Source organism: Amycolatopsis sp. NPDC049688, from assembly GCF_040674975.1.
Lineage (GTDB): Bacteria > Actinomycetota > Actinomycetes > Mycobacteriales > Pseudonocardiaceae > Amycolatopsis.
Map to the genome: position 1 here is coordinate 21682 of NZ_JBFANY010000007.1, position 21906 is coordinate 43587.

The 21906-nt window shown below is 71.3% G+C and carries 22 protein-coding genes; 14 read left to right on the forward strand and 8 right to left on the reverse strand.

All coding sequences use genetic code 11. The features are described 5' to 3' along the window. Positions 1 to 287: 287 nt before the first annotated feature. Positions 288 to 1481 carry a M20 family metallopeptidase gene (locus AB0J55_RS23390; protein WP_364252048.1) on the reverse strand — a complete coding sequence of 398 codons (1194 nt, stop codon included), beginning with the start codon at positions 1479 to 1481 and terminating at the stop codon, positions 288 to 290. A 68-nt stretch (positions 1482 to 1549) separates the two neighbouring features. Between AB0J55_RS23390 and AB0J55_RS23395 the strand changes: the two genes are divergently transcribed. Continuing rightward, complete coding sequence (locus AB0J55_RS23395; RefSeq protein WP_364252051.1) at positions 1550 to 2614, forward strand: Lrp/AsnC family transcriptional regulator; 1065 nt, start codon at positions 1550 to 1552, stop codon at positions 2612 to 2614. 772 nt (positions 2615 to 3386) lie between these two features. On the opposite strand, the gene AB0J55_RS23400 is transcribed toward AB0J55_RS23395, so the two are convergent. The 4 genes from AB0J55_RS23400 to AB0J55_RS23415 form a co-directional block, all read right to left on the reverse strand. Beyond that, positions 3387 to 4325 (reverse strand): hypothetical protein, encoded by a 939-nt coding sequence (locus AB0J55_RS23400; protein WP_364252054.1) that lies wholly within the window; start codon positions 4323 to 4325, stop codon positions 3387 to 3389. Positions 4326 to 4371: 46 nt separating this feature from the next. Further along, on the reverse strand, positions 4372 to 5814 hold the full coding sequence (locus AB0J55_RS23405) for a DUF1996 domain-containing protein (RefSeq protein WP_364252057.1): 1443 nt from the start codon (positions 5812 to 5814) through the stop codon (positions 4372 to 4374). A gap of 271 nt (positions 5815 to 6085) precedes the next feature. Further along, positions 6086 to 6874, reverse strand: a complete 789-nt coding sequence (locus tag AB0J55_RS23410; RefSeq protein WP_364252060.1) for a zf-HC2 domain-containing protein — start codon at positions 6872 to 6874, stop codon at positions 6086 to 6088. A gap of 7 nt (positions 6875 to 6881) precedes the next feature. Continuing rightward, on the reverse strand, positions 6882 to 7442 hold the full coding sequence (locus tag AB0J55_RS23415; protein WP_364252063.1) for a sigma-70 family RNA polymerase sigma factor: 561 nt from the start codon (positions 7440 to 7442) through the stop codon (positions 6882 to 6884). Positions 7443 to 7681: 239 nt separating this feature from the next. On the opposite strand from AB0J55_RS23415, the gene AB0J55_RS23420 reads away from it, so the two are divergent. Genes AB0J55_RS23420 through AB0J55_RS23440 form a run of 5 tightly spaced genes read left to right on the forward strand, consistent with a single transcriptional unit; the run spans position 7682 to position 11339 of the window. Next, positions 7682 to 8278, forward strand: coding sequence for a hypothetical protein (locus tag AB0J55_RS23420; protein WP_364252066.1), 597 nt, complete (start codon positions 7682 to 7684; stop codon positions 8276 to 8278). Next, complete coding sequence (locus AB0J55_RS23425) at positions 8262 to 9062, forward strand: DUF4142 domain-containing protein (RefSeq protein WP_364252069.1); 801 nt, start codon at positions 8262 to 8264, stop codon at positions 9060 to 9062. Before AB0J55_RS23420 ends, AB0J55_RS23425 begins: the two co-directional genes overlap by 17 nt. Continuing rightward, positions 9055 to 9672 carry a ferric reductase-like transmembrane domain-containing protein gene (locus AB0J55_RS23430; RefSeq protein WP_003054600.1) on the forward strand — a complete coding sequence of 206 codons (618 nt, stop codon included), beginning with the start codon at positions 9055 to 9057 and terminating at the stop codon, positions 9670 to 9672. The genes AB0J55_RS23425 and AB0J55_RS23430 overlap by 8 nt, the downstream gene beginning before the upstream one ends. Position 9673: 1 nt before the next feature. Continuing rightward, on the forward strand, positions 9674 to 9904 hold the full coding sequence (locus tag AB0J55_RS23435; protein WP_093953060.1) for a ferredoxin: 231 nt from the start codon (positions 9674 to 9676) through the stop codon (positions 9902 to 9904). Next, positions 9897 to 11339 (forward strand): FAD-dependent oxidoreductase, encoded by a 1443-nt coding sequence (locus AB0J55_RS23440; protein ID WP_364252074.1) that lies wholly within the window; start codon positions 9897 to 9899, stop codon positions 11337 to 11339. The genes AB0J55_RS23435 and AB0J55_RS23440 overlap by 8 nt, the downstream gene beginning before the upstream one ends. A gap of 479 nt (positions 11340 to 11818) precedes the next feature. On the opposite strand, the gene AB0J55_RS23445 is transcribed toward AB0J55_RS23440, so the two are convergent. Then, positions 11819 to 13225: an MFS transporter gene (locus AB0J55_RS23445; RefSeq protein WP_364253057.1), complete on the reverse strand. Its 1407-nt coding sequence runs from the start codon at positions 13223 to 13225 to the stop codon at positions 11819 to 11821. A gap of 132 nt (positions 13226 to 13357) precedes the next feature. Between AB0J55_RS23445 and AB0J55_RS23450 the strand changes: the two genes are divergently transcribed. From AB0J55_RS23450 to AB0J55_RS23485, 8 genes are all read left to right on the forward strand, one after another. Then, positions 13358 to 14248 carry a LysR family transcriptional regulator gene (locus AB0J55_RS23450; RefSeq protein WP_364252077.1) on the forward strand — a complete coding sequence of 297 codons (891 nt, stop codon included), beginning with the start codon at positions 13358 to 13360 and terminating at the stop codon, positions 14246 to 14248. A gap of 152 nt (positions 14249 to 14400) precedes the next feature. Beyond that, the gene (locus AB0J55_RS23455) at positions 14401 to 14844 is read left to right on the forward strand and encodes a helix-turn-helix transcriptional regulator (protein WP_364252080.1); all 444 of its coding nucleotides are present in this window, start codon (positions 14401 to 14403) and stop codon (positions 14842 to 14844) included. Between the two features lie 10 nt (positions 14845 to 14854). Continuing rightward, the gene (locus AB0J55_RS23460) at positions 14855 to 15265 is read left to right on the forward strand and encodes a VOC family protein (RefSeq protein ID WP_364252083.1); all 411 of its coding nucleotides are present in this window, start codon (positions 14855 to 14857) and stop codon (positions 15263 to 15265) included. Positions 15266 to 15299: 34 nt separating this feature from the next. Continuing rightward, a complete protein-coding gene (locus AB0J55_RS23465; protein WP_364252086.1) occupies positions 15300 to 15557 on the forward strand; it encodes an AraC family transcriptional regulator in 258 nt (85 codons plus the stop codon). A 34-nt stretch (positions 15558 to 15591) separates the two neighbouring features. Beyond that, a complete protein-coding gene (locus AB0J55_RS23470; protein ID WP_364252089.1) occupies positions 15592 to 17961 on the forward strand; it encodes an excinuclease ABC subunit UvrA in 2370 nt (789 codons plus the stop codon). Between the two features lie 105 nt (positions 17962 to 18066). Beyond that, positions 18067 to 19083, forward strand: a complete 1017-nt coding sequence (locus tag AB0J55_RS23475; RefSeq protein WP_364252092.1) for an acyl-CoA desaturase — start codon at positions 18067 to 18069, stop codon at positions 19081 to 19083. A 9-nt stretch (positions 19084 to 19092) separates the two neighbouring features. After that, on the forward strand, positions 19093 to 20154 hold the full coding sequence (locus AB0J55_RS23480) for an MBL fold metallo-hydrolase (protein WP_364252095.1): 1062 nt from the start codon (positions 19093 to 19095) through the stop codon (positions 20152 to 20154). After that, the gene (locus tag AB0J55_RS23485; protein WP_364252098.1) at positions 20139 to 20405 is read left to right on the forward strand and encodes a Smr/MutS family protein; all 267 of its coding nucleotides are present in this window, start codon (positions 20139 to 20141) and stop codon (positions 20403 to 20405) included. The genes AB0J55_RS23480 and AB0J55_RS23485 overlap by 16 nt, the downstream gene beginning before the upstream one ends. Before the next feature lie 4 nt (positions 20406 to 20409). Here the strand turns inward: AB0J55_RS23485 and AB0J55_RS23490 are convergent, their stop codons facing one another. Further along, entirely contained in the window at positions 20410 to 21162 is a 753-nt protein-coding gene (locus tag AB0J55_RS23490) for a hypothetical protein (protein ID WP_364252101.1), read from the reverse strand. Between the two features lie 81 nt (positions 21163 to 21243). Continuing rightward, positions 21244 to 21834: a hypothetical protein gene (locus AB0J55_RS23495; RefSeq protein ID WP_364252104.1), complete on the reverse strand. Its 591-nt coding sequence runs from the start codon at positions 21832 to 21834 to the stop codon at positions 21244 to 21246. Positions 21835 to 21906: the final 72 nt, after the last annotated feature.

A 21906-nucleotide genomic window follows, 5' to 3' on the forward strand; every position in this document is an offset into this window, starting at 1 on the left:
ACTCGCGAGCACAACCGTGCCGTGGTCGCGGCGACCACGACGATCCCCGTCACCCAGCCGGGCAAGGCGTCCTTCGACAGCGTCAGCAATACGCCGTTCGGGTCGCACGCGGACATCAGCGCCGGCCACGAGTGCGGCAGCGTCATCAGCCCGACGCCGATCGCGCTGACCAGCATGCTCATCACGAACCAGACGTGGTCGTTCGATCCACTGTGGACGTTCCGACAGCAGCAGGGCCGGGGTGACGACGGGCCGCAACGGGGGCCAGTGGCAGCTGCGCACCGGCCTCACCCGGCCAGGAGCGCGAGGCGGCGGACGGCGAGTTCGGCCAGCAGCGCGGCGCCGTCGCCGAGCACGCTGTCGTCGAACCGGGCCCGCGGCGAGTGGTTGTCCGGTGCGGTCGCCGGGTCTCCCGGACAGGCGCCGAGGAAGAGGTACGCGCCCGGAACCCGTTCCAGGACCCGGGAAAAGTCCTCCGAACCGGTGATCGGATCGGCCATCTCGGTGAAGCGTTCCTCGCCGAAGACGTCGCGGATCGTGTCGGCGACGAAGCCGTACGCCTCGGCGTCGTTGACCGTCGCGGGGTACTCCGGTTCGTAGGTGACGTCGATGTCGAGCCCGTGCGCCTGGGCGATGCCGCGGCAGACCTGCACCGCGCGCTCCCCGACCTTCGCGGCGACCTCCGGGGAGAACGACCGCAGCGTCGCCTCGAACACCGCGTCGTCGGGAATGATGTTGCGCCGGGTGCCCGCGTGGAACGAGCCGACGGTGATCACGACCGGGTCGAAGACGTCGAAGGTGCGCGTGACCATCGTCTGCAGCGCGGTCACCATCTCGCAGGCCGCCGGGATCGGGTCGCGGGCGTCGTGCGGGGACGAACCGTGGCCGCCGTCGCCGAGGACGCGGACTTCGAGGGCGCCCGAGGCCGCCATCAGCGTGCCGGGCCGGGCGGTGAACTGGCCCTTGGCGTAGCTGGCGGCGGAGACGTGCAGGCCGTAGGCGGCGTCGACGTGCTTGCCGGACGCGGTCAGAACGCCTTCGTCGATCATGTGGCCGGCGCCGTCCCAGCCCTCTTCGCCGGGCTGGAACATGAACACGACGTCGCCGGGCAGGTCCTGCCGGCGGGCGGCGAGCAGGCGGGCCGCGCCGACCAGGCCCGCGGTGTGCAGGTCGTGGCCGCAGGCGTGCATGGCACCGTCGAGGGTCGAGGTGAACTCCTCGCCGCTGGCCTCGGTGACCGGGAGGGCGTCCATGTCGCCGCGCAGCAGGACGGTGCCGCCGGGTTGGCCGCCCCGGAGGACCGCGGTGATCGAGGACAGGTTCTTGCCGAGGGTGACTTCGAGCGGCAGACCGTCGAGGGCGGTGAGGACCCGTTCCTGGGTGCGCGGCAGGTGCAGGCCGATTTCGGGGATGCGGTGCAGGTCGCGGCGGAGGGCGACCAGGTCGTCGAGCAGGGCGGCGGCGTCGGATCGCAGGGTCATCCGCCGATCATGCGAGAGTCGAGCACAATGACCGGGGAAAATCGCTGAAACCACCGATCCGGGGTCCGATGAGCGAAGAATCCACCATGTTGGCCGAGCAGGACCTCAAACTGGTCGACGCGCTGCAGGCGGCGCCGCGGGCGTCGTGGTCGACGCTCGGCCACGCGCTGGGCTTGGGCGCGGTGACCGCGGCCCGGCGCTGGGACGCGCTCGTCGAGCGGGGCGACGCCTGGCTCACCGCCTACGCCGGCGGGGAGCTGACCACGCAGCTGGCCCTGGCGTTCGTCGCGATCGACTGCGAACCGGGCGCGGTGCTCGACGTCGCTTCCGCGCTGGCCGCGGACGTCCACGTGGCCACGGTCGAGTACGTGGCCGGGCCGTGCGATCTGCTCGTGCACGTCGTGGCGCCGTCCCTGCGGGAACTGGGTGCGCACGTCGCGGGCCGGGTGGCGGCGGTGCCGGGCGTGACGCGGGCGCGGACGGCGGTGTCCCCGCGGATGTTCACCGAGGGCAGCCGCTGGCGGGTCCGGGCGATTTCGCCGGGGCAACGCGAAGCCCTGTCCGCGAAGCCGGCCCGCAACCGCGCGCCGGTGCGGTTCGGCGCGGCGGACCGGGCCCTGATCCTGGCGCTCGGCGTGGACGCCCGCGCGTCGGCGGCGGCTTTGGCGGCCGAACTCGGCGTCGGGGCGATGACGGTCCGGCGCCGGCTCGACGCGCTGCTCGGCCGCGGCGCGATCCGCCTCCGGTGCGAAATCGCGCGGTCGGTTTCGCCGGCGCCGGTCACGGTGACGCTGTGGCTGCGCGTCCCGCCGGACAAGCTGGAGACGACGGCCCGGTCGCTCGCGATGGTGCCGGAGGTCCGCATGTGCGCGGCGCTGTCCGGGTCGGCGAACCTGATGCTGGTGGTCTGGCTGCCGGCTTCGCACGACGTCCTGGCGCTGGAGGCGGGGCTGGCGGCGAAGCTGCCGTGGCTGGAGGTCGTCGACCGGGCGGTGACGCTGCGGAGCGTCAAGCTGATGGGCCGTCTCCTCGACTCGGCCGGGCGCGGTGCCGGGCGGGTGCCGCTGGACTTCTGGGCCGCGGTCCCCGTGCCGGAGCACGGGGACCGCAGCGTTGACCGGTCCGGGGGATGAGGGGGGTGAGGTGGAGGGAAGCATCCCCCGGGACCGGGGTCCGGTGGTGCCGCGGAAGGCGGACTGGGGAGAGCGGGCCCGGTGACCGAGGGGCGGCCACCGGCGAAGCCTGGGTCTCGCGTGCTTGGGGCGCGGCTCGCGTGATCAGGGGCGGAGCCGGAGTGAACGAAAACGGAATTCCCGTGATCCGGGGCGGAACTCGCGTGCTGGGGCGGGTGAATCGGGTGCTTGGGCGGGGCATCTCCCGTGATTGGAGGGGCATCTCGCGTGATCGGGGAGGCATCTCGCGTGATTGAAGGGGCATCTCGCGTGACTGGAGGGTCGACTCGCGTGATTGAAGGGTCGAGACGCGTGATTGGAGGGTCGACTCGCGTAGCTGGAGGATCGGTTCGCGTGCCTGGAGGGTCGGCTCGCGTAGCTGGAGGGTCGGCTTGTGTGCCTGGAGGGTCGGATGGGGTGGGGCGGGTGATGAGGGGTTCCGGCCGGTGGACGGGGGGGTGAGGTGGAGGGAAGCGTCCACCGGGCCGGAACTCGCGGGCGGGAGGGAGTCCCGCCGTTTCCTCCTTCGCTGACCCGGCTCGGCCGGGTCGGTGGGGGGTGAAGAATCCCGGCCCGGCGGACGGGGGGGGTGAGGTGGAGGGAAGTGTCCACCGGACCGGGGCTCGGGGTGCGGGACGAATCCCGCCTTCTTCTCGGGGTGAAGCAACCGGCCCGGCGGACTGGGGGGTGAGGTGGAGGGAAGTGTCCGCCGGGCCGGGGTTCGTGGGGCGGGTCAGTACCCGCCGGGAGAGGTCGCGACCGCCTGCCGGACTTCGGGGCGGCTCGCCGGGTTCGCCTTGCAGCCGTTGGGCTCCACCGCGAACCACGTGCCGCCCGCGCCGTGGCCGCTCGCCTCGCCGGGCGCGGCGTCCTGGGCGTAGGTGTACACCGGCCAGCCGCCGACCGTCACCTGGCTGGTGCCGTCCGGCCGGCGGATGCGGCCGACGAGACCGGAGTCGATGCCGGCGGCGACGGTGATCCGGCCGTCGGCGGGCAGCGGTGGCCACTTCCGCGCGCAGGCGCCGTCGCAAGTGGACTTTCCGGAGCCCTTGGTGTCCTTCGTGAAGAGGTAGAGCGTGCGGCCGGCCGAGTCCGTGAGGACCGGGCCGAGCCCGCCGACGTCGGTGGTCCCGACGGTGGCCGGCCCCGCGCCCGCCGGCTTCCCCACCGGCGTGATCGCGGTCCAGTCCGCGCTGATGTTCCGGCCGAGCGCCACGCCCGGGCCGGTGTCCTTGGCGTACCGGTAGACCGGCGAGCCGCCGACCGTCACCTGCATGGTGCCGTCCGGCCGGGCGACCTGGCCGACCAGGCCGGCGTCCACCCCGGCGGCGAGCGCCGGCGCGTCGGAGAGCAGCGGGGGCCACGTCATCGCGCACGGGCCGGCGCAGGTCGCCTTCGACGGCTCGGTGGTGTCCTTCGCGTAGCGGTAGAGCGTGTGTCCTTCACCGTCGGCCAGCACTTCGCCCAGTCCGTCCACAGTGGACGAGATCAGCTGGGCCCGTGCGGCCGTGGAACCGGCCGGGACCGCGCTCGCCGGTTGCTGCTGCTGCGCGCCGAGCGTCAACTGCTGACCGGCACCGGAGGTGGCGTACGGGTTGGTCCCGCAGGCCGCGACCAGCGCGAGTCCGGCGAAGGCGAGCGGCAGAGCGGCAACCGGGCGAGCACGGTACATCGGAGGTTCTCCTTCCTGGCTTGTCGGAGGGCCGGGAGCGCGGTGGCTATTCGGCGCAGGTCTTGCCGGAGTTGATGCAGTTGACGAGGCGGCCCATGATCTGCTTGCTCATCACGTTCGCGAAGTCGTCGTGGTCGGACCGCGGGTTGTGCTTCTCCTGGGCGAACGCGTCCACTTTGTACTCGCCGTTCTGCTGGACGTCCTGCGGGACGTCGTACACCAGGGTGACCTGCAGCTGCGGCACGTTCTTGAAGCCCTGCGGGCACTTGCCCTGCTGGTCGGCGAACACGATGTGGCTGCGGTGGTCCTTGCTGTCGGTGTTCTTGCCGTCCCAGCAGTTCGGGAAGTTGTGGATGCGCTCCACCTTGCTGCCCGCCGGGCAGATCGGGTAGAGGTCGGTCAGCCGGTCCTCGAACCCGGTGCAGGTCCAGCTCGGCCGGGCGTTCTTCGGGCCGTTGGTGCTCTGCTTGGCGTCACCGTAGAGGATCTTCAGGCCGAGGGGCATCGCGACGACGTCCTGCGCGCCGCCGCCGATGAACTTCAACGTCGCCGACTCCGGCTCGATGATCGTGCCGTCGTTGTCGCCGACCTCCTTGTTCGCGCCCTGGATGCCGCCGAGCTCTTCCTGCTGCTGGCCCTGGTTCTGGCCGGCCTTGTCCTGGTTGTTGTTCTGGTTCTGGTTCTGGTTCTGCTGCTGGTTCTTGTTCTGGTCCTGCTTGTTCTGCTGGTTGTCCTGGTTCTGCTGCTGGTTGTTCTGGTCCTGCTGCTGGTTGTCCTGGTCCTGCTGGTTGTTCTGGTCCTGGTTGCGCTGGCGGCGCTGCTGCTGACCGTCCTGGTTCTGGTTCTGGTCACCCTGCTGCTGCGCGCTCTTGCCCGACCGGCCGCCGCCCTGACCCTGGCTGTTGCGCTGTTCCTGGGCGTCCTTGGCGTCCTGGGCGCTCTTGTCCTGCTGGACGTCGCCCGTCTTGCCCTTCTGCTGCTGCTGGGCCTGCTGGTTCTTCTGCTCGTTCTGGGCCTTGTCCTCGCGGTCGATGCGGATGACGGGCCAGAAGTAGGCGGACTTGTCACCGTTCTTGCAGGTGGTGCCGCCGGCGAGCAGGCTCTTGAGGCTCGAGTCGGCGTCGGTGGTCAGGTTGCCGACGTAGTCGTGCAGGTGCTGGGCACCGTTCTTGATCCCGGGCTGGGCGATGAAGTTGTCCGGGTTCTGGTGCGCGCCGTCGGCGTTGGTTCCACAGTTGACGGTGAAGGACCCTTGCGCACCCTTCTTCTTCAAGGCTGCGTTGACGTTGTTGCCGGCGGGAACCTTGTTGATGTCGATGAAGAACGACGGGTCAGCGGGGTCCGCGCTGGCTTCGCCCGTGCGGCCCGTGGTGACCGCGACGGCGAGTGCGCCGACGGCGATGGCCAGGCCGATCGCGCCCATCGCGATCTTGGTTCGGCGGGCTACACGATGCTTGCCCGTCACGGGGGGCCGAGAATTCCGGGGCATGGACTAGTTCACCTCGTTCGTTTTTCCGGGCGCGCCGAACAGCGCGGCAGCCCGGGCAAGAACTACCGTCAATTGAGGTCGAGATCGCACGGAACCGGTCGGGGGATGCTTGCGGTTCCGGCTGTCGGGATGCATCGGGGGATGCATTGGGGGATACGGACCCGAGCGCCCCGAGGTTCAAAAGCGACCGGCCCGTTATCTGTTCGTTATCATCGGAAACGCAACCGGACGCCATTCACCCAGGTCACGGCTTCGGAAGGAAAAAAGGAGTTCAGCGCTGCACGACGACGAGGACGGTGCCGTCGTCGCCGCGGACCTCGAACCGGCTGATCTGGTCCATCGCCAGGGAGACCGAACCCTGCAGCCGCAACGGTTCGGGCGAGCCGGGGATGCCGAACCCCTTGGGCGGCACCGACCAGCTGGACACCACACGCTCGTCGCCGGTCGCCGGGATGGCGACCAGCTGGCACTTCACCGGCCCGACGATCCCGCGCAGCTCGAGGTCCACGCGGCTGCCCCACTCCACCGGGGACACGGTGACCAGGGCGCTGACGGCGGACCCGCCGCTGCCACGGCCGTAGGTCTGGCCGCCGCCGGGCTGACCGGCCGGAGCGGACGGCGGCGGGGTGGACGTCCCGGCGACGCTCGTCGCCGGAGGCGGTTGCTTGCCGCTCGGGGCGGCGAGCGAGGCGGGCGGGACGGCGTCGGCCGGCCGGACCGCGAGGGTCACCAGCGGGCCGGCCACGACGAGCGCGGCGGCCGCGGCCCCGGCGAGGATGCCGAGCCGGCGACGGCGGCGGCGCTTCACCGCGGCCTCTTCCATGAGGCCGCGCAGCACCCGGGGTCCCGGCGAGAGGGTGCGCGGGCCGGGCGCGGGCATCGGGGGCTCCGGCCAGCTGCGCTTCACCAGGTCGAGGACGTCCGGCAGCTGGTAGAGCTCGATCAGGTCGAGCTGGCAGTGCGGGCAGTTCATCAGGTGGGCTTCGAACTGGGTGTTCTCGGCCTCGCTGAGGACGCCGAGCACGTACGCGGCGACATCGGTGTGTGCGGAACCGGCCACGCTCAGTTCACCCCCGCTCGCGCAGGGCCCGGCGCAGCGCGCGGACGGCGTGGTGGATGCGGGACTTGACGGTGCCCGGCGGCACGCCGAGGGTCGCCGCGACCTCGTTCACGGTGCGATCGCGCAGGTAGGTCTGCTGGATGGCCTCCCGCTGCTCGGGTGAAAGCCCCTGCAGTGCCTCGTAAACGATCATCGCGGCGAGCGTCCGGTCCGATTCGTCGGACACCGCGATCGCGTCGGATTCGATCTCCTCGAGCTCCTGGGGCCGGACGCTGCGGCTGCGCCAGCCGTCGATGACGATACGCCGGGCCACCGTGAACAACCAGGCACGCAGCATCTCCGGCTGGCGGTCGAGCTTGTCGGCGTTCCGCCACGCCTTGATCAGGGTCTCCTGCACGACGTCCTCGGCCCACTGCCGGTCGTGGCCGGTCAGCCGCAGGGCGAACGCCATGAGGGACCCGCCGAACTCCTGGTAGAGCGCCTTCGCCAGATCGTCGGAACCATCGCCGGGACCGGCGACGGCTTCGGGGTCGCCGACGGATCTCAGCGCTCGGGTGTGCCGTCCCACGCGGGACATCCTGGTGGGCCGGACGGCCTACGTCCAGTACTTCGGCCCCCCGAACCGGCCCAAAACTTTTTTGAACCGTTTCCGGACCGTGTCCGTATCCCCTACCGAAGACCCCGACCAGGCGTTGTCCCCCGCAACGCTCCGCATCCACTCCGGACCGAATGTCCACTGTGGATCTTTCGCGCCCTTTTCCGTTGCACTACCGGCAACAGCGCGTAGTCATGCCCCACGGAGGAGCAGTGATCCGCATTCCCCGCCCGGTGGTCCCCGCCGCCGCGTGCCTCTCCGCACTCGCCTTGCTCACTGCCTGTACCGCCGGCGCCGCCACCAACCCGGGTGGCGGGTACGCCGCCGGCGGCGCCGGGATGCAGATGCCCGGGATGCAGCAGGGGCAGGTCGTCCTGCCGATGCCCCAGGGCATCACCGCCGACCCGAACAACCCGGCGAAGAGCCAGCTCAGGGCGGCGAAGACGTTCGACCTCGGCCTCCTGCTCGTCGACGGAACCGGTTACACGATCTACCGCTACGACCGCGACACCCCCCGGCCGTCGCGGTCGAACTGCACGGACGCGTGCGCGGCCAAGTGGATCCCGGTCAAGCCCGGCACCCTGGCCCCGGTCGACGTCGACCAGTCGCTGATCGGCCAGATCACCCGCGACGACGGCAGCACCCAGCAGACCCTCGCCGGCTGGCCGCTGTACCACTTCACCGGCGACCAGGAACCGGCCGACACCTCGGGCCAGGGCGCCGACCAGGCGTGGTACCCGATCGCGCCGGACGGCAAGAAGATCACGTTGACCCAGGACGAGTGGAGGCAGAATGCGTTCGGCGTCTGAGCTGGCCGGGTTCGACTTCGAACCCGCGACCGTTCTCGAACGTACCCGGCCGCTGGTCCGGATCCTGTTCGTCGCGGCGCTGGTGCTGGCCCTGCTCGCGCCGGGCTCGACCTCGCTCGCCCAGACCGGCGCCGTGAACTCGGTGTCCGACACCGACGCGGTGCTGCTGACCAAGGTCCGCCAGGCCGGCCTGTGGGAGATGCCCTCGGGCATGATGGCCATGGAAAAGGGCAGCCCACTGGTCCAGAAGGTCGGCTTCGCGATCATGATGGACCACGGCCGCCTCGACGTGGCGACCCGCGCGCTCTCGCAGAAGCTGAACTCGCCGGTCCCCGACCAGCCCTCCGACGAGCAGCGCGGCTGGCTCGCCGAAGAGATGGCCGCCTCCCCCGGCCCCGAGTTCGACCGCGTCTTCGCCAACCGGCTGCGGGCCGCGCACGGGCAGGTGTTCGCCATCCTCGCGCAGCTGCGGGCCGGTACCCGCAACGACGACGTGCGCGCCTTCGCCACCGTCGGCAACCAGGCCGTGATGCGGCACATGACGATGCTCGAAAGCACCGGGATGGTCGACTACACCGCGCTGCCCGCGCCGGTGGTCTCGACCACGGCGGCGCCCACCGGCATCCAGCTCGGCCTCGACACGTCCCAGATGGCCGTGGTGGGGGCGCTGTTCCTGCTGGTCGGCGGCGGTCTGTTCTACGTGCTGCGCCAGATCAAGGGCAACCGTGGCCGCGCCAGGGCTTCCCGGCCGGCCACCGCGAGAACCGGGGGTAGCCATGGTTGAGACCTGGCACGACGCAACGATCTTCCTGACCCAGCAGTTCCAGCCGAAGACCGACCCGGCGGCCCGCGGCCTCGCGGCCTTCGCCGCCCGGACGTCCTACGCGGCGACGATGCTGACACTCACCTGGGGCGTGCTCACCGCGACCGGCTGGATCCGCTCGGTCACCGGCCGGAAGGGCCTGCGCAGCACCCACATGGTGCTGGCCACCGCGACGATCATCTTCGGCGCCGTCCACGCACTGGGGTTCACCTACCTGACGGTCGCGCCGTACAGCTTCGCCTACATGTTCGTCCCGTTCGGCTCCGGCCAGGAAGCGCGCCACATCGCGGGCATCATCGGCTTCGAGGTCATGTTCGCCATCTTCCTCACCGCCGGCCTGCAGCGCTTCACGTCCTACCGGCGCTGGCTGTGGCTGCACCGCTGCGCGTACCCGGCGGTGGCCCTGATCGCGATCCACTCCTGGTTCGGCGCCATCGCCAACGGCCACCTCTCGGTCACCTGGCTGGGCGGCATCACGCTGCTCGTCCCGGCCGTGACGGTGTCGATGCTGCGGTTCATGCCGGCCCGCACCCTGGAACGCATCGGACTCGTGGAAGAGCAGGTGGCCTGACATGCCGCTCCGACTGCCCGGCAGCGGGCCCCGGATCAGCGTCGACAACGACCGGTGCGAGCTCTACGGCATCTGCGCCATGGAGGCGCCCGACGTGTTCGACCTCGGCCAGGACGGCCGCCTGCGCTTCCACACGCGGCTGCTGGACGAAACCACCATGGAACAGGCGAAGATGGCCGCCCGCTGCTGCCCGATGCAGGCGGTCGTGATGAGAGGGGACCTCGATGGCTGACGGCGACCGGATCGTCATCGTCGGTGCGGGCGTCGCCGGGCTGCGTGCCGCGGAACGCCTCCGGGAACAGAAGTTCGACGGCGAGATCGTCCTGATCGGCGACGAGGCCCGGCGACCCTACCACCGGCCGATGGTCTCCAAGGCGCTGGTGATGGGGACCGAACGGCCCAGCGACGTGGGCCTTTCGCACTACCTGCCGGACCTCGACGTGCACTGGCGCCTCGGCGCGCGCGTGACGCACCTGGACACCACCGAGCGGGTCGTGCACCTGCCGGGCGGGGAATCCCTCTGGTACGACGGCCTGATCGCCGCGACCGGCGTCTACCCGCGGCACCTGCCCGGGGCGCCGCGGCACGACCCGCGGGTGCGGATCCTGCGCACGGTCGAGGACTCGATGGCGGTGCGGCGCTGCCTCAACGCCAGCAAGAAGCCGGCCGTCGTGATCGGCGCCGGCCTGATCGGCAACGAGTTCGCCGCGAGCATGCGGCACATCGGCCGGGACGTCACCCTGATCGGGCACGCGAAGGCGCCGCTGCACCGCTTCGGCGACCGCGTCTCCAGCGGCATCGTCGAGGCGCACCACGAGCACCGGGCGAAGCTGGCGATGCGCAGCGAAGTCCGGCACTGGATCAGCACCAAGGACACCGTCGGGCTGCACCTGACGAACAACCAGCTGCTGGTCGCCAGCGTCGTCGTGCTCGCCATCGGCAGCGTCCCGTCGGTGGACTGGATGCGCGGTTCCGGCCTGGACATCAGCGACGGCGTCCTCTGCGACTCGAAGCTGTTCGCCGAGGGCGCCTCCGACGTCGTCATCGCCGGCGACATCGCGCGCTGGCCGAACCTGCGCTTCGACGAGACCCCGCGGCGGGTCGAGCACTGGATCAACGCCGTCGAGTCGGCCCGGCACGCGGCGGACAACCTGCTGCTGGGCCACTCGAGCGCCATCCCGTTCACCCCGCTCCCCCGCGCCTGGTCGACGCTGTACGACACCCGGCTGCAGATGTGCGGGATGCCGTCGCTGGCCGAGGACACCGTGTCCCTGGCCGACGGCATCACCGGCTTCATCCGCGACGGGCGGCTGGTCGGCATCTCCGCGTGGGACAAGCCGCGGGCGATGCTCGACTGGATGCTGGAGCTGGACCGCCGGCTCCCCGCGCCCGACTACGTGCCGGAGCCGGAACCCGCGCCCGTCGCGGAGGTCCCCGAGGTGCCGACGGTCGAACCGTCGCTCGCCGCACTGGCGGCCGACGTGCCGGCCGAGTTCGACAGCGGCTTCGACCACCAGGCCTTCGAGCGCGAGTTCGAGAGCGAGTTCGCCAACGACATCCCGACGACGGCGTTCCCCGCGCAGTCCCTGCCGGCCCCGCCGACCACGGCGTTCGCCGCGCAGCCGGGGGCGGCGCTGCCGACCATGGCCATCCCGATGGGGAGGTAGAGAAAAGCCGGGGCGGGGCTGCGCGCGGCGGCCCCCGTCCCCTGCCGGTCACCACACCCCCTCCGCGGCTGGGTGGTGTGGTGACCGGCCCCAAGCGTCCCCCAGCCCACCTCGCGGTTGTGCCACACGAGCGCCCGGCGGGCCAGGAGAAGGTCATCCCGAGGGAACCCGACGCCCCCGGGGTGACCTTCTTCCGGCGCACCGGGCGGGGGCACGGGGCCGAGCGCCGCGGCGGTTCTCCGCCGGGGCGCACGGGCCGTGGCGGTCTTCCGGCGGAAGGGTATGCCGCCGGCAAGGGCACCACGGTCTTGCAGCACCGGTGCACGGCCGTCCCGGGGGCACGGGAACCCCCGGGACGGCCTCCACCCGCCCCCCAGGTACGCAAGCCGACCCCCAGGCACGCGAGTCGACCCCCCAATCACGCGAGTCGACCCCCCAATCACGAGTGATGCCCCTCTGATCACGCGAGATGCCCCCGGTCACCGGCGGTGCCGCGACCACCACGACTCCCCCACGACGAGCCCGCCGAGGACGAGCACCGCCACCCCGGTGACGCGCAGCCCGGCGGCCGTTCCCGAGACGAACGCCGTGACGACGTCGGCCGCGCGGGGCGTCCGGGCGAGGGCTTCGGCCACGGTGTGCGCCCCGCGGGCGTCCGGCGGCAGCGCGGCGGCGAACCGCGCGGTGGACACCGTGCCGATCACGGCGACGCCGAGCGCGCTGCCGAACTCCCGGGTCGTGGCCTGCAGCCCGGTGCCGACGCCCGCCTGCGCCGGCGGCAGGGCCCCCGCGATCACCCCAGACAGGGCCGGCAACGCCAGTGCCACCCCGATCCCGGCCACCACGAGCCAAGCCGCGTAGGCGGCGTACGGCGTCCCCGCGTCGCTTGTGGACAGTCCGAGCAGGCCACCGCCGACGAACGCGAACGCGGCCGCGACGGTCGCGTCGAGGCCGATCCGCCCGGTCAGCCGGCCCACGTGCGGCCCGCCGAGGATGACCGGCACGGTCAGCGGGACGATCCCGAGCCCCGTCGCCAGCACGCCGAACCCCTTGGCGTACTGCAGGAACGACGCGTTGACGTAGAACAGCGCGAACATGCCGAAGAAGAGCGCGGTCAGCCCGAGGCACGCGCTGCGCAGGCGCGGGTCCCGGAACAGCCGGGGGTCCAGCAGCGGGTGCGCGGACCGCAGCCCGGCGAACACCCAGGCCGCGAACAGCACGGCGGCCGTGGCGAAGCCGCCCACGACGACCACGCTGTCCCAGCCCGCCTCCGGGCCCTGGACGATCGCGAGCAGCAGCGCCACCGACGCGCCGGTCAGCAGCGCCGCGGACCCGGCCCCGAGCGGCCGGTCGTGACGGGACGACACCGGCGCGTACCGGGCGGCCAGGGCGGCCAGCCCCAGCGAGACGCCCGCGGCGGCCGCGAACAGCCAGCGCCACGAGCCGGCCGTCAGGACCAGGCCGCCGCCGACGTTGCCGGCGACGCCGCCGATGCCGGTCATCGACGCCCAGGTGGCGATCGTGCCCGCCCGGCGGCCGGCGGGGACGGCGTGCAGCAGGACGGCGAGCGAGTTGGGCAGCACCGCGGCCGCGCCGACCCCGGTGAGCGCCCGGCCCGCGAGCAGCACGGCGACGTCCGGCGCGGCGGCGGAAAGCAGCGTGCCCGCGGCGAACAGCCCGAGGCCGGTCAGCAGGACGCCCTTGCGGCCGAACCGGTCGCCGGCGGCACCGGCCGGGATCACCAGGCAGGCGAACACGATCACGTAGGTGTCGACGATCCAGACCAGCGCCGGCGCGGACGGGTGCAGTGCGCTCGCGGCGAGCGGCGGGACGGCGAGGTTGATCGCGGCGACCATCCCGACGACGAGGACCACCGCGGCGCACATGAGCGTGAGCAGCCCGCGGTGGGACGCCGGTGCGCGAAGCGAAACGGAAGTGGACATGCCGCCGACGCTAGGGATGATCGGCTACTGCGCGCGACGCAACTTAGGCAAGGGTGATTTGCGTATGCTGCAACTGTGCCCGAGCAGCTCGACCTGAACCTCCTGCGCGTGTTCGACGCGCTCCTGCGGGACGGGAGCGTGACGGCGGCGGCCGAGCGCCTCCACCTGTCCATCCCGGCGACCAGCCGCGCGCTGGGCAGGCTGCGCCGGGCGATGGGCGACCCGATCCTGGTCCGCGCCGGCCGCGGGCTGGCGCCGACGCCGTTCGCGCTGCGCACCGCGCCCCGGGTGCGCTCGCTGCTGGAGGAAGCGGCGGCGCTGGTCAACACGGATTTCTCGCTCGCCGCCCTCGACCGGACGTTCACGATCCGGATCAACGACGGCGTGGCCGCGACCCTGGCGACGGCGGCGGCCGAAGCCACCGCGGCCGCCGCCCCGGCGGTCACCCTGCGGTTCGTGGCCGAGGGCAGCGAGAGCGCCGACGCCCTGCGCGACGGCTCGATCGACCTGGACATCGGCGTCGGCGCCCACCCGGCGGCCGACATCCGCAGCGCCGTGCTGTACCGCGAACGCCTGGTGGCCGCGGTGCGCGCGGACAGCCCGCTGGGCCGGCACCGGCGGCCGACCCTGGCGCAGCTGTGCCAGCACCCGCACGTCTCGGCCTCCCGCCGCGGCCTCGCCCGGGGGCCGCTGGACGACGTGCTGTCGGCGGCGGGCCTGCACCGCCACGTCGCCGCCGTCGTGCCGACGGCCGCGGTCGCCGTCCTGGTGATCGCGTCGAGCCCGTACGTGGGGCTGCTGCCGCAGCGCCTCGCCGAGCAGTACGCCGGCCCGCTCGGCCTGCGCTGGTTCCCGGTTCCGGCGGACCTGCCGGAGCTGGAGGTCCGCCTGTCCTGGCACGCCCGCCTGGACGCGGACCCGGCCCAGCAGTGGCTCCGCACCACCCTCCGCGAGGCCCTCCCCTGACCCGGCCTTGCAGGTACGCGAGTCGACCCTCCGATCACGCGGGATGCCGTGCGCGAACGGTCGACACGCGTGACTGGAGGGTCGACACGCGTGATTCGAGGGTCGACACGAAACTGCTCCGCCAGGCTGGTTCCTTGTGGCAGGATCCAAGGGTGACCGGCTCAGGCGCCTCGGCGCAGTACCTGCGCGACCTCGCGCTGCTGCGGCGCGTCCGGGACCGGATCGACCGGGAGTACGCGCAGCCCCTCGACGTCGAGGCGCTCGCCCGTGGCGTGAACATGTCGGCCGGGCACCTCAGCCGGCAGTTCCGGCGCGCCTACGGTGAGTCACCGTATTCGTACCTGATGACGCGGCGGATCGAACGGGCGATGGCGCTGCTGCGCACGGGCGAACTGAGCGTCACGGAGGTCTGCTTCACCGTCGGCTTCTCGTCGCTGGGCACCTTCAGCACCCGGTTCGCCGAACTGGTCGGCATGCCCCCGAGCGTCTACCGCGAGCAGCAGGCCGCGGCCACCGTCGGGATGCCGCCGTGCGTGGCCAAACAGGTCACCAGACCGATCAGGAATCGAGAAGCGCGGCCCTCGGCGGCCACCTAGGGTGACGACCATGGACGTCACCATTCACTCGAGCTTCCTCCCGCACACCGACCCGGAAGCCTCGCTCGCCTTCTACCGCGACCTGCTCGGCTTCGAGGTCCGCCAGAACGTCAAGTACGGCGACATGCAGTGGATCACCGTCGGCCCGCCGAACCAGCCGGACACCTCGATCGTGCTGTCCCCGGTGGCCGCGACGCCCGGCCTCACCGACGACGAACGCCGCATGATCAACGAGATGATGGCCAAGGGCACCTACGCCAGCGTCAACCTCGCGACCGAGGACCTCGACGCCCTGTTCGCGAAGCTCGAGGCCGGCAACGCCGAGGTCGTCCAGGAGCCGGTCGAACAGCCCTACGGCATCCGCGACTGCTCGTTCCGCGACCCCGCGGGCAACCTGCTCCGCATCCAGGAACTGCGCTGACCATGCCCGGCTCTCGCAATGGAGGGAATCCGCCATGTGCCTCAGCCTGAAAGCCGCCGCGCAGCAGCACTTCCGCGAGCTCGCGCTGTTGCGGCGCGTTCGCGACCGCATCGACCGCGAATCCGCGTCGCCCCTGGACATCGAATCGCTCGCGACCACAGTGGATCTGCCCGTCGCGCAGTTCCTCCGCCGGTTCCGCGACGCCTACGGCCTTTCCCCGCACGATTACCGGCGGGCCGCCGAAGCCGTCAGGAATCGAGAAGCGCCGGCCGCCGATTCCGCCGTAGCTTGATCGCCACCGCCCGACCCGAATGCTGGAGAGCCCGATGAGCAAGCCCACGACGAAGCACGCCGCCGACAGCCACGACCTGATCCGCGTGCACGGCGCCCGGGTGAACAACCTCAAGGACGTCAGCGTCGAGCTGCCCAAGCGGCGGCTGACGGTGTTCACCGGCGTCTCCGGCTCCGGCAAGAGCTCGCTGGTGTTCAGCACGATCGCGGCCGAGTCGCAGCGGCTGATCAACGAGACCTACAGCACCTTCGTGCAGGGCTTCATGCCGACGCTGGCGCGACCCGACGTCGACGTGCTCGACGGGATCACCACCGCGATCATCGTCGACCAGGAGCGGATGGGCGCCAACGCGCACTCCACCGTCGGCACGGCGACCGACGCGAACGCGATGCTGCGCATCCTCTTCAGCCGGCTCGGGACGCCGCACATCGGTTCGCCGCAGGCGTTTTCGTTCAACGTCGCCTCGATCAGCGGTGCGGGCGCGGTCACCATCGAGAAGGCCGGCCGCCAGATCAAGGAGCGCCGCAGCTTCAGCATCACCGGCGGCATGTGCCCGCGCTGCGAGGGCCGCGGCCGCGTCAACGACATCGACCTGACCGCGCTCTTCGACGAGAACAAGTCGCTCAACGAAGGCGCCATCACCATCCCCGGCTACAGCATGGAAGGCTGGTACGGCCGCATCTTCCGCGGCTCCGGCTTCTTCGACCCGGACAAGCCGATCAAGAAGTTCACCAAGAAGCAGTTCAACGACCTCGTCTACAAGGAACCGACGAAGATCAAGGTCGAAGGCATCAACCTGACCTACACGGGCCTGGTGCCGGCGATCCAGAAGTCCATGCTCTCCAAGGACATCGACTCGCTGCAGCCGCACATCCGCGCGTTCGTCGAGCGGGCGGCCACCTTCACGACCTGCCCGGACTGCGACGGCACGCGGCTGTCGGCGGAGGCGCGGTCGTCGAAGATCGACGGGATCAGCATCGCCGACGCCTGCGCGATGCAGATCAGCGACCTCGCCGCGTGGGTCGGGAAACTGTCCGAGCCGTCCGTCGCGCCGCTGCTGGACGCACTGAAGCACACGCTCGACTCGTTCGTCGAGATCGGCCTCGGCTACCTCTCGCTCGACCGTCCATCCGGGACGCTGTCCGGCGGCGAAGCCCAGCGCACCAAGATGATCCGCCACCTCGGGTCGTCGCTCACCGACGTCACCTACGTCTTCGACGAGCCGACGATCGGCCTGCACCCGCACGACATCCGGCGTATGAACGAGCTGCTGCTGCAGTTGCGCGACAAGGGAAACACGGTGCTGGTCGTCGAGCACAAGCCGGAGGCGATCGCGATCGCCGACCACGTCGTCGACCTCGGCCCGCGCGCCGGCACCGAAGGCGGCGAGATCGTGTTCCAGGGCACTGTGGACGGTCTGCGGTCGAGTGGCACGCTGACCGGGCGGCACCTCGACGACCGCGCGTCGCTGAAGCCGTCGGTGCGTGAGCCGTCGGGCTTCCTGGAGGTGCGCGGGGCGTCGACGCACAACCTGCAGGACGTCGACGTCGACATCCCGCTCGGCGTGCTGGTCGTCGTGACCGGCGTGGCGGGCTCGGGCAAGAGCTCGCTGATCCACGGTTCGGTGTCCGGCGGCGAAGGCGTGGTGACGGTCGACCAGACCGGGATCCGCGGCTCGCGCCGGAGCAACCCGGCGACCTACACCGGCCTGCTGGAGCCGATCCGCAAGGCGTTCGCCAAGGCCAACGGCGTGAAGCCGGCGCTGTTCAGCGCCAACTCGGAAGGCGCGTGCCCGAACTGCAACGGCGCCGGCGTGGTCTACACGGACCTGGGCATCATGGCCGGCACCGCGACCCCGTGCGAGGTGTGCGAGGGCAAGCGGTTCAACGCGGACGTGCTGGAGTACACCTTCGGCGGCCGCGACATCAGCGAGGTCCTGGGCATGTCGGTGGCTTCGGCGTCGGAGTTCTTCTCGTCCGGCGACGCCGCCCTGCCGGCGGCGCACAAGATCCTGACGCACCTGTCCGACGTCGGCCTCGGCTACCTGACCCTGGGCCAGCCTCTGACGACGCTGTCCGGCGGCGAGCGCCAGCGGATCAAGCTGGCCACGCACATGGCGGAGCAGGGCGGGGTGTACGTCCTCGACGAGCCGACGGCGGGCCTGCACCTGGCGGACGTCGAGCAGCTGCTGGGCCTGCTGGACCGGCTGGTGGACGCGGGCAAGTCGGTGATCGTCATCGAGCACCACCAGGCGGTGATGGCCCACGCGGACTGGATCATCGACCTCGGCCCGGGCGCGGGTCACGACGGCGGCCGGATCGTGTTCGAGGGCACGCCGCAGGCCTTGGTGAAGGCGCGGAAGAAGACGTTGACGGGCAAGCACCTCGCCGAGTACATCGCCTGACGTCCGGCCCCGAGCATACCAGCGAGGGCGGTAGGGCTGGCCCCCGGAAAGTCCTTCGAGCGCACCGCATTCCGGCGCGGTCCCCCGGCGCGAAGACTCGGGTGGGTGACCACCACCGAGAACAGCGTCGGCAGCGACTTCGCCCGGCTGAGCCACCGCATCTCCGCCGCCGGCCTGATGGCGCGCCGTCCCGGCTACTACACCGCCCGGATCCTCGTCGTCGGCGGGTTGTTCGCCGCCGGGTGGGTGGCCTTCGCGCTGCTCGGGAACTCGTGGTGGCAGCTCGCCGTCGCCGTCTTCATGGCCGTCATGTTCGGGCAGATCGCGTTGCTGTCCCACGATCTCGCGCACAAGCAGGTGTTCCGGCGGCGACGGCCCACCGAGGTCGCCGGGCTGCTCGCCGGGAACCTCGGGATCGGGATGAGCTACGGCTGGTGGATGGACAAGCACACCCGCCACCACGCCAACCCGAACCACGAGGAGCTCGACCCGGACGTCGACCCGGACATCCTCGTCTGGTCGAAGGACCAGGCCCGCGCCAGCCGCGGTGTGCCGCGGTTCATCGGGCGGTACCAGGCGTTCCTGTTCTTCCCGCTGCTCACCCTGGAGGGCCTGAACCTGCACTGGTCCGGGATCCGCGCGGTCCGCCAGCCGGGACTGCGCCGCCGGGGCCTCGAAGCCGCGCTGCTCGCCGCGCACTTCGTCCTCTACCTCGGCGCGCTGTTCACGGTTCTCTCCCCCGGTATGGCGCTGCTGTTCTTCGCCGTCCACCAGGGACTGTGGGGCGTCTACATGGGATCGATCTTCGCGCCCAACCACAAGGGCATGCCGACGCTGACCGGGCGTCCCGCGCTCGACTTCCTCCGCAAGCAGGTGCTGACCTCGCGCAACGTCCGCGGCGGGCTCGTCACCGACGTCGCCCTCGGCGGGCTCAACTACCAGATCGAGCACCACCTGTTCCCGAGCATGCCGTCGCCGCACCTGCGGCGGGCGCAGCCGATCGTCCGGGCCTACTGCGCCGAGCTGGGCCTCCCCTACCTGGAGACGGGCCTCGTCGAGTCCTACCGGCAGGCGCTCACCCACCTGCACGAAGCTGGGGCCCCTCTCAGGAACCGTTCGTAGACTCGGGTCATGAGAAAGACGATCGCGGCTCTCCGGGACCTGCCGGCGGCGTTCGGCGCGAAGGCCACCGGTGCGCGGGCCGAGCGGGTCCGCTCGTCGCCGCAGTTCGACGGCAAGGTGTTCCGCAACGCGGCGCCGCGGCTCCCGATGACCGCGGCGTCGATGCGGACCATCTTCCGCGAGATGTTCTTCGGCGAGCACCGCGAACTACGCAAACCGGGCAACCCGGTGCCGCTGGTCGCGGCGGAACCGGTCGACTCGGCCGACGGCCTGCACCTGACGTGGTACGGCCACGCGTCGACGCTGGTGGAGCTCGACGGCGCCCGCGTGCTGCTCGACCCGGTGTGGAGCGACCGGGTCTCCCCGGCGGCGTTCGCCGGCCCCCGACGGCTGCACGAGCCGCCGGTGCCGCTGTCCGGGCTCGGCCGGATCGACGCGGTGGTGATCTCGCACGACCACTACGACCACCTGGACCTGGCCACGGTCCGCGCGCTGGTGACGTCCTCCGAAGCGCCGTTCCTGGTGCCGCTCGGGGTGGGCGCGCACCTGGAGCGCTGGCGCGTCCCGGCTTCGCGCATCATCGAACTGGACTGGCACGAAGAGGCCACGGTGGCGGGCGTCCGGTTCGTGGCGACGCCGGCCCAGCACTTCTCCGGCCGCGGCATCACGAACGACGACACGCTGTGGACGTCGTGGGCGCTGCTGGGGCCGTCGCACCGGGTGTTCTACAGCGGCGACACGGGCTATTTCGACGGGTTCGCCGCGATCGGGAAGGCACACGGCCCGTTCGACGCGGCCCTGATCCAGATCGGCGCGTACGCCCCGCAGTGGCCGGACATCCACATGACGCCGGAGGAGGGTGTCGCCGCGGGCCTGGACGTCCGGGCGAAACTGCTGGTCCCGGTGCACTGGGCGACGTTCCAGCTGGCGATGCACCCGTGGGGCGAGCCGGCGGACCGCGTGTGGCGCGAAGCGAAGGCGGCGGACCTCCCGCTGGCGATCCCCCGCCCGGGCGAGCGCATCGACGCGGCGGCACCCCCGGCCGTGGACGGGTGGTGGCAGGCGCTGTGAAGCTGAAGCTGGACCTGCACGACATCTACAACCGCGGCGGCGAGATCGACCGAGCCCTGCGCGCGATCATCGACGAGGCCGTCGCCAAGAAGGCGCCGCTCGTCGAGATCATCCCCGGCAAGGGGTCCGGTCAGCTGAAGAAGCACGTCCTGCGGTTTCTCGAGCGCAAGGACGTCAAGGCGCTCTACCACCGGGTCGAGAAGGACAAGGACAACTTCGGCCGGGTCTTCGTGCACTTCCGCTGGAAGTGAGACGTCAGATCGGCGCCGGCGCCGGCGCCTCGCCGTCCAGGTACTTCTCGATCGGCGTCGCTTTCGACCACAGGTGATCGTAGTAATGATCGAAGCAGTCGCGGACCACCTCACGGCTGCGGATACCGATGCCGACGATCCGGTCGCGGCCGCTGCAGTAAGAAATGAAGACCTGGTCGTCGTCGTAGAGGCCGATGCTCATCGCCCCGACGTCGCGGGCCATGTCGTTCAGCACGCTGACGCTGTAGTGCCTTTTGGCCGCCTGGGCCCGGGTGACCGCCGCCAGTTCCTGCCGCAGGTGGTTGAGCATCGAAGGACTGTCCGCACCGAGCACGACCCGCCGGAAGATGTGCCTGGGCGAGCCGGCGGCCCACCTACGGCACGCCTTGAAGTGCTGTTCGACCGCAGCGTCCCATTCGGTCGGGCTGGTCGCACGGAAGTAGGTGACGTAAACCCGCCGCTGGGCCTTTTCGACAGCCTTGCGCGTGGCCTGGTAGAGCTCGGCGCGGTCGGAATACACCTTGATCGTCGCGTCGGATCGCTCCGCCAGGCGCCGCTCGATCCGGGCGAGAATGGTCAAGAGAAACAACAGCGCCGTCAGTGTCAGCGGCCGTTCGAGTTTTTCGGCCAGCCCCAGCTCGCGGTTGACGAAGATCGCGACGACGTAGAAGACGGTCAGCCCGCCGAGCGCCGCCTGCAGCAACAGCAGAATTCCTTGCCTGGCCCGGTGCTCGATTTCGGTGGCCAGTCTCGACACAACCGCGCCCTCCCGAAGAAACCGATACGACAGACGAAGTCGTCGGGCGTCTTCGCGGCGTTACTTCGAGCTGGAAGTGACTCAGAACCGGCTGTCGTGGCGGGCTTCCGACCACGCCCGGTCCCACGCCGCCGCGTGGAGGCGGCCCAAGACGAACCTGCCGAAACCGTACAGCCCCGCCAGTGCTCCGGTCACCGCTGCCCACAGCAGGACGGCCGCGAACACCCCGTCGGCCGCCGATGTCGACGGGGACAAAGGCTCGCTCGTCAGGTCGCCGTGCTGGTCCAGCCACACTGATACCTTCGTGCCCGCCGGGCTGCCCGCGTCGGCCAGTACCTCGCCCGTGTGGCGGGCGCCGCGGGTGTCGAACCAGGCCGCCGGGACCGTTGTCTGGTCCGCCGGGGCGCCGGCGCCGTCCGTGCTGTACGGCTGGCCGGCCGCCGCGGCGAGGGACACGGCCGTGGCCGGGTGGCGGGTGGCGCGTTCCTCCGCGGCTCGGGCCGTCTGGGCCGCGTACGTCTCCGAGCCGAACGCCGCCGCGAACGGCACCACCAGGACCGCGCCGGCGATCACCAGGAGCAGCAGGAGGGCCTCGACGCGGTCGCCCGCGCGCGCGAGCGGGTTGCGGCCCGGCAGCAACCGGCGCCGGAAGCGGGCGATCCGTCCGCGCATGCGCGACTCACTCCTCCCGGGAAGGTGTCTTCTCGGTAACAGTGTGCGCGCCGGGGCTCGACTTTCTCTCGC